The sequence below is a fragment of the Mesorhizobium sp. L48C026A00 genome (assembly GCF_000502375.1).
Classification (GTDB): Bacteria; Pseudomonadota; Alphaproteobacteria; order Rhizobiales; family Rhizobiaceae; genus Mesorhizobium; species Mesorhizobium muleiense.
Genome location: NZ_AYWU01000121.1, coordinates 1 through 567, shown reverse-complemented (window position 1 = coordinate 567; position 567 = coordinate 1). Strand labels below are relative to the sequence as shown.

1 protein-coding gene is annotated in these 567 nt (G+C 57.8%); it reads left to right on the top strand.

What is annotated here, in order from left to right:
• A partial coding sequence (locus X738_RS80645; protein ID WP_156942802.1) for an AMP-binding protein occupies positions 1 to 567 on the top strand: 567 nt, incomplete at both ends.

The window sequence follows — 567 nt, the reverse complement described above, 5'->3', positions numbered from 1 at the left end:
CCTCACGCCATCTCGCTTATGTGATCTACACCTCCGGCTCAACCGGAACCCCAAAGGGCGTCATGGTCGAGCATGCGAGCACCGTGAACCTGCTGCATTGGAGCAGCGGCGTGTTTGCGAACTCAGAGATCAGCCGCATGCTGTTTTCTACCTCGATCAGTTTTGATCTGTCCGTCTATGAGTGCTTCGTTCCGCTGTCGCAAGGTAGCACGCTGTATCTTGTCGAGGACGCACTGGCGCTGGCGCAGACGCCCTTGGATGTCTCCTTGATCAACACAGTCCCCTCGGCGATCGCCGCTCTGGTCGACAAGCAAGCCGTGCCGGCTTCGACAAGCGTCATCAATTCATGCGGTGAGCGGCTGAAGGCAGGTCTGATCGAGAGGATTTTTGAGAACAGTCGCGTACAAAAGATTTGTAATCTGTACGCCCCTTCCGAGACGACGACGTACTCGACCTGGATTTGCATGCCGAGGGGAGAGGCTGTCGTTGAGACGATCGGGCGTCCGATTGCGAACACGCGGTTGTATCTTCTGGACGGTCATGGTGCGCCGGTGCCGTTCGGGGCGG